A 6,062-nucleotide genomic window follows, 5' to 3' on the forward strand; every position below is an offset into this window, starting at 1 on the left:
ACGCCGGATAGATTTAAGCAAGCCAACCACATCGCCCGTTAATCAGTATTGCAAAAATGGGGGGACCATAGATTTTTATGGCAGACAGGAGCAAATGCCTTAGCAGTCTCGTACAAGTAATCCGCATCGGTTTGCTATCAGATTCTGAGTATCGACTCGATTGGCAAGGGACAGACTGATGTTCTTCAAGAAAAGTAAACCGATGCAGGCGCTCGCTGAAACCCTCAACCGGTTGCTTGCCGGTGAGGCGGATGAGATGCAGGCGCTGGCCGCTTATCCGAGCGTGCAGGCATGTCTGGAACAGCTCGCGCAGCAGAGAGCCCATGCCAACCAACGGCTTCTTGCGGCCGATGAACGAGCCATGGATCAGGCCGCTCGATTGGAATGCGGTGAACAAGCGCTTGAAGCCGTTCGTCAGCAAGTCGAGCAAAGCCGGCAACGCGAGGAGGCACTGGAGGCCGAGCTGAAACAGCACATTCAGCTGTCACGTCAGCATCAGCAGGAGGCGCAAATCTGGGAGCTGTTGCAGTCAACCCTCACCGAGGGCTGCTGGGACATCACCGTGGTCAACGGTGACGTTCAGGACCCCGGCAGCCGGATGCGGATTTTCAATCAATTTCGCCTCCTCATGGGGTATTCCCCGCATGAGTTGCCCGACGGCTGGGATGCTCAAGTCAGCATCACTCATCCTGACGACTTGCCGAAGATCATGGCGATCTTTGACCGTGAGATTCTCGGCATGCACGGCAGTGGTGAGTACGTGTTTGAATACCGGATGCGCCACAAGACGCGTGGCTACATCTGGTGTCGAGAGCGGGGTCGAGCGGTGCGCGATCAGCAGGGACGCTTGACCCGGGTGATCGGCGCAGTACGGGATATCAGCGATGAGCAGTCAGCCAAGGCCACCCATCACCAGTTGCTTGAGCAGAGTCAGGCGACTTATGGCCAGATTGCGACGGTGGTCAGCGTCATCAAGGGCATCGCCGACCAGACCAACCTGTTGGCCTTGAATGCCGCTATCGAAGCGGCCAGGGCAGGAGAGGTCGGGCGCGGGTTTTCAGTGGTGGCCGATGAAGTCCGCAAACTGGCGGAAAATACCCGTCAGGCGACGCATCAGATTCAGACGATGTTGCATCAGCACAAACAGTAAGCCTGTTCAGGCGCTGCACCCGGCAGCGCCTGAATGGGATCAGAACGGTACGGCCACCGTTAGCTGGCTGTAGACGTTGGTAGCGTTGCCGCCCACCTGGTTCCCACCCGTGGTCTCATCCTTTTTTGGCTGATAAATGCCGACCAAAGGGCTGATGATCAGGTGGCTGTTGACCGCCCATTCCACATACAGATCCAGCTCCCTCGCATCGAGATTCAGTGCATCGCTTTTGCGTAGGGTATTGAAGTCGAAGTACAACGCGCCGACCGTCAGGTTTTCCAATGGGGTCGCCTTCAGGCCGACATGCTGGATACCGGTGTTGCTGTTGAAGGGACCTGCGTAATTGGAGGCCACTTCACCCTGGAACCAGGTGCCGTAACCGCTGCTTAGCCCAGTGAACAGTGGGTCCCATTTTTGCGAGTAACGGGTGTAGCGGTAGGTCAGTTTCGGTGACCAGGTCACGTCCGCGAAGGTATAGCCGGCTTCGGCATACCAGGCTTTTTGAGGGCCGGCATCCTTGTCTTGCCAGGCGTATTCAAACGCGAAACTGGCGTTTTCCATGCCCGCGTTGCCTTCGCCGCGCAGACTGTAGGTATTCAGGCCTTCGCGTTGTTTCTGGAAGTCGCTGGCCCATTGGTCCGTGACATCAATGCCGTGGACCCAGGTCAGGCCGAGCGTACCGGCGGCAGCCGTGTAGTCGAGGGTGCCCGCCGCCAGCTCGGTTTCCGCCTGGGCGCGGTTATCGGACTTGAGCCACAACACCGAGCCATGCAGGCCTTCCTGCCCGCCCAGGCGCAGGACTGCGGTGCGATCGAAGGCGTGCCGCGCCGCGAGGTAGTAGGCGCCTCCGCGATTCAACGCGCCGTCGGCCGGGCCTTTCCCCAGATTAGGACCGTCGTCGTTGATCAGGAACCCTCTGCCGACCTTGACCACCTGGCGACCGGCGGAAAAATCGATGCCGTCCTTGCCAAGCGCCGGGAACAGGTCGGCGGAGCGCCATCCGAGGTACGCATCTTCGATTTTGGTCGTGCGTTCCGAACCGTCGGTATTCCCCGCCGCATCGCCGTCACCCCAGGTGCCGGAACTGACCCAGTTGAGTGCGCCGTAGCCGGTGCCGAACCCGGCCAGGCCTTGGTCGCCGCTCACGCCATACTTGATGAAACCCTCCCGCCAGGTTGAACCTCCGGGCGTACCGTCGTAGTTGTTACGGCTGTTGAACATCCCGTATACCGAAAGGAAATCAGCATTCAGATGGGTGTCGTCATCGGCATACAGCTCATAGGCCTGGGCCGATGAATCAGCGATCAAAAGGGCTATACCCAGACCAACGGCCTTGGACAGTGAGCGAGTTTTCAGCGTTTGCTCCATTGTTACGTTCCCCTGCAGGGTTGGACAGCGATGGCGCATTAGGGCAACCGCGAGCGGGGCAAGTCTTTCACCTGCGTGCCACGCAATTGACCCTGCCAGCCAAGCCGTGCACCTTGGCAGACAGCAACAAAACCAAAGGCAGACATGGGCAAGACGACCAGGATGGGAGGGGCGCACAGTGATGGTGTACTCGATCCCGTTTCGATCAGGGACTGGCTGGGGAAGGCTTCATCGCCGGCGCCTTGAACGGTTCGATACATCCACCAAGAAATCCGCTTTCGAGGATCCGCACCATGTCGATCAATGACCGGCTCACACAGCATTTGAAACAGGGCACGGTGGGCTTTCCCACGGCGCTCGCCAGTACCATCGGCCTGATCATGGCCAGCCCGGTGATTCTCACCGCCACCATGGGGTTTGGTATCGGCGGCAGCGCTTTTGCGGTGGCCATGCTGATTGCGGTGGTCATGATGCTGGCCCAGGCGACGACCTTCGCTGAAGCGGCGTCGATCCTGCCGACCACCGGTTCGGTCTACGACTACATCAATTGCGGCATGGGCCGGTTCTTCGCCATCACCGGCACCTTGTCGGCCTACCTGATCGTGCATGTGTTTGCCGGCACGGCGGAAACCATCCTTTCCGGGGTCATGGCGCTGGTGAACTTCGAACACCTCAATACCTTGGCGGAGTCGGCCGGCGGCTCGTGGTTGCTCGGGGTGGGTTTCGTGCTGGTGTTCGGTATTCTCAATGCCTTTGGCGTGAGTGTGTTTGGCAAGGCCGAGATCATCCTCACCTTCGGCATGTGGACCACCTTGATGGTGTTTGGTGTGCTGGGGCTGATCGCGGCGCCGGTGGTGCCACTGGAGGGCTGGTTCGGGGTATCGCAGGTGGGCACCGACATGACCACCATCCTGTCGTTGGTGGGCATGGCCATGTTCATGTTCGTCGGCTGCGAGTTCGTCACGCCGTTGGCGCCGGACCTGCGCAATTCGGCCAGGGTCATGCCCAAGGCGATGATGCTGGGGCTGCTCGGCGTCGCCAGTTGCATGTTCATTTATGGCGCGGCAATGAAGCGCCAGGTGGAGAACGTGCTGCTCGACGCCACCACGGGCGTGCACCTGTTGGATACACCGATGGCGATCCCGAAATTCGCGGAACAGGTGATGGGCAGCATCGGCCCGATGTGGCTGGGGATCGGCTTTCTGTTTGCCGGGGCCGCGACCATCAACACCTTGATGGCCGGGGTCCCGCGCATTCTCTACGGCATGGCGGTGGATGGCGCGTTGCCCAAGGTCTTCACCTACCTGCACCCACGCTTCAAGACCCCGCTGTTGTGCATCCTGGTGGCGATGCTGATTCCTTGCCTGCACGCGCTGTACCTGGGCGGCAACACCGACAACATCATGCACCTGGTGCTGGCCGCCGTGTGTGCCTGGAGCTTTGCCTACCTGTTGGTGACGATCTCGGTGGTGAGCCTGCGTATCCGCCGCCCGGATCTGCCGCGCGCCTATCGTTCGCCGTGGTTTCCGTTGCCGCAGATCCTGTCCAGCCTCGGCATCCTGCTGGGCATGTGGTTTATCACGCCACCGGGGATGAACCCGGCGGACATCTACATTCCGTTTGGCGTAATGCTGGCCGGCACCGCGGCGTATGCCTTGTTCTGGACCCTGGTGGTGCAGAAGGTCAATCCGTTCAAACCGGCCTCGGTGGAAGAGGTGTTGACCAACGAGTTCGCCCACGAACCGACCCAGCCTCATGCCGAGTATCAGCGCCATGCTGCAAAAACTGTTTGAGCGGTTCAGCGCCCGGCATACCCCGGCGGGTTATCGCCCTGGGGTGACCCTGGAGCACCTGCGCCGTAACCTCGGCCTGGCGCATTTCCAGCACACCGCGTCGGCCACGGCCGAGGCCGTGTTGCAGGATGGCCAGTTGCACGTGGAGATTGTCGAACGCACCGAGTCCCAGTTGCTGATGCACCTGGTGATGACCGAGTTCCTGCTGCGCGTGCCTGCTTCGCGAGAGGGCACCGCGAGTTTTGAGCTGCACCACACCGGGGCCGTCCGGCGTACCGGTATTCGTTGTCGGCAACGCAGCGGCGACCCGGCGCTGCTGGCGCTGATGCAGCCTGACGGGGACTTGCTGCGGGCGTTGATGCCTCTGGATTTCAAGCGCCTGCGCATCGAGTTGCGGGCCGGCCAGTGGTGCGTACGCCTGGAGCATATGGGCGGCAGCGAGGTGGTCAACCGCATGCCCGCGTTTCGTCGCTACATCCCGCTGAGCGCCGATCAGCGCAATGGGTTAGTGGCGACCTTGCTGCATTTCCAACGCGTGCTGGCCGCGCTCTGATCGCAGGTTTTGGCACCATTAGTGCAATCGCTTTGGTTAAGACGGATGTGTTGCGCGCACTTAGATAACATGTTAACTATTGCGCGACAACAACAACAAAAACCAAGGTGGACATAACCATGATCATGCAGTCGGCTGGACAAGAGGGGCTCGACACCTGGACCCGCGATCTGCGCGCGATCTGCGGTCACTTCAATACCGAACTGGCCTTCAATCGCTCGCTGTTTATCGGCAGTATCTCGTCCGGTTACCGTGGCGGGCTGCCCCTGGCTCACTTGCGCACCAACGCGGGCCTGATCAAGCGCCCCAAGGTCTGCGCTGACCACGATGACGACCAGCAATGTTTTCTGGTCAGCCAACGCAGCGGCTATAGCCAGATTGCCCAGGACGGCCAGGTCATTCGCCTGGGCCCAGGCGAATTGTTGTTGATGGACTCGGTGGGCTCCATCGAGATCACCCCGTTCGGGCTGATCGAACACGCCTCCCTGTGCCTGTCCCGTCATGAAGTGTGCAAGCAACTTGGCGCGCGGCCGCGCACCTTCGGCAAGATCTCATCGAGCAAAGCCTGCGGGCGCATGCTGCATGTGCTGATGGACCAACTGTGTACGGACGCCCTGGAAGGCGAGGCGGCAGAGGCAGAGGGCCTGGCATTGCAGTCGGCGTTGGTCGCGCTGCTGGGTTCGGCCTTTGCGCAGCAGGAGGAGGCGAGTGACGACTGCGGCGCCTTACAGGGCGTGAACCTGCGCAGCTACGTGCAGAAGGTCATTGATGAGTCGCTCAACCAGCCGGGGTTGAGCCCGGTGGGCCTGGCCAATCGCCTGAATATCTCGGTGCGGCATTTGTACCGATTGTTCGAAGCCGAGGACGACAGTGTGTGCCGCTACATCCAGCGGGCACGGCTTAAGCGCAGTGCCGATGACCTGGCCAACCCGTTCCTGCGTGGCGAGTCGATCACCTCGATTGCCTACAAGTGGGGTTTCACCGATTCAGCCCACTTCAGCCGCTCGTTCAAGAAGCAGTTCGAGGTGTCGCCCAAGGATTTTCGCTCCAGCCATTTGCAGCAGATGGCCGAGGTGGTGTGAGTGCGCAACGGGCAGGGAAGCAGTGGCGAGCGGCTTGCGCTAATGCCGTTCAGTTAAGCGTACATCGCCTTCTGTAGGAGCGAGCTTGCTCGCGAAAAACGTCAACGATAACGCGT

At 60.4% G+C, this 6,062-nt stretch carries 5 protein-coding genes; 4 read left to right on the forward strand and 1 reads right to left on the reverse strand.

Going from position 1 to position 6,062, the window contains the following annotated elements:
• The first annotated feature begins 178 nt into the window (after positions 1 to 178).
• The gene (locus AC1Q6I_RS34540) at positions 179 to 1,150 is read left to right on the forward strand and encodes a methyl-accepting chemotaxis protein (RefSeq protein ID WP_173903848.1); all 972 of its coding nucleotides are present in this window, start codon (positions 179 to 181) and stop codon (positions 1,148 to 1,150) included.
• Positions 1,151 to 1,189: 39 nt separating this feature from the next.
• Here the strand turns inward: AC1Q6I_RS34540 and AC1Q6I_RS34545 are convergent, their stop codons facing one another.
• Positions 1,190 to 2,518: an alginate export family protein gene (locus tag AC1Q6I_RS34545; protein ID WP_069075935.1), complete on the reverse strand. Its 1,329-nt coding sequence runs from the start codon at positions 2,516 to 2,518 to the stop codon at positions 1,190 to 1,192.
• A 293-nt stretch (positions 2,519 to 2,811) separates the two neighbouring features.
• On the opposite strand from AC1Q6I_RS34545, the gene AC1Q6I_RS34550 reads away from it, so the two are divergent.
• From AC1Q6I_RS34550 to feaR, 3 genes are all read left to right on the forward strand, one after another.
• Positions 2,812 to 4,311 (forward strand): APC family permease, encoded by a 1,500-nt coding sequence (locus AC1Q6I_RS34550; protein ID WP_102625746.1) that lies wholly within the window; start codon positions 2,812 to 2,814, stop codon positions 4,309 to 4,311.
• A complete protein-coding gene (locus AC1Q6I_RS34555; protein WP_102625748.1) occupies positions 4,292 to 4,864 on the forward strand; it encodes a DUF3156 family protein in 573 nt (190 codons plus the stop codon). Before AC1Q6I_RS34550 ends, AC1Q6I_RS34555 begins: the two co-directional genes overlap by 20 nt.
• A 119-nt stretch (positions 4,865 to 4,983) precedes the next feature.
• On the forward strand, positions 4,984 to 5,946 hold the full coding sequence (gene feaR / locus AC1Q6I_RS34560; RefSeq protein ID WP_024075640.1) for a transcriptional regulator FeaR: 963 nt from the start codon (positions 4,984 to 4,986) through the stop codon (positions 5,944 to 5,946).
• Positions 5,947 to 6,062 lie beyond the last annotated feature (116 nt).

Source organism: Pseudomonas sp. MPR-R2A5 (genome assembly GCF_058793055.1).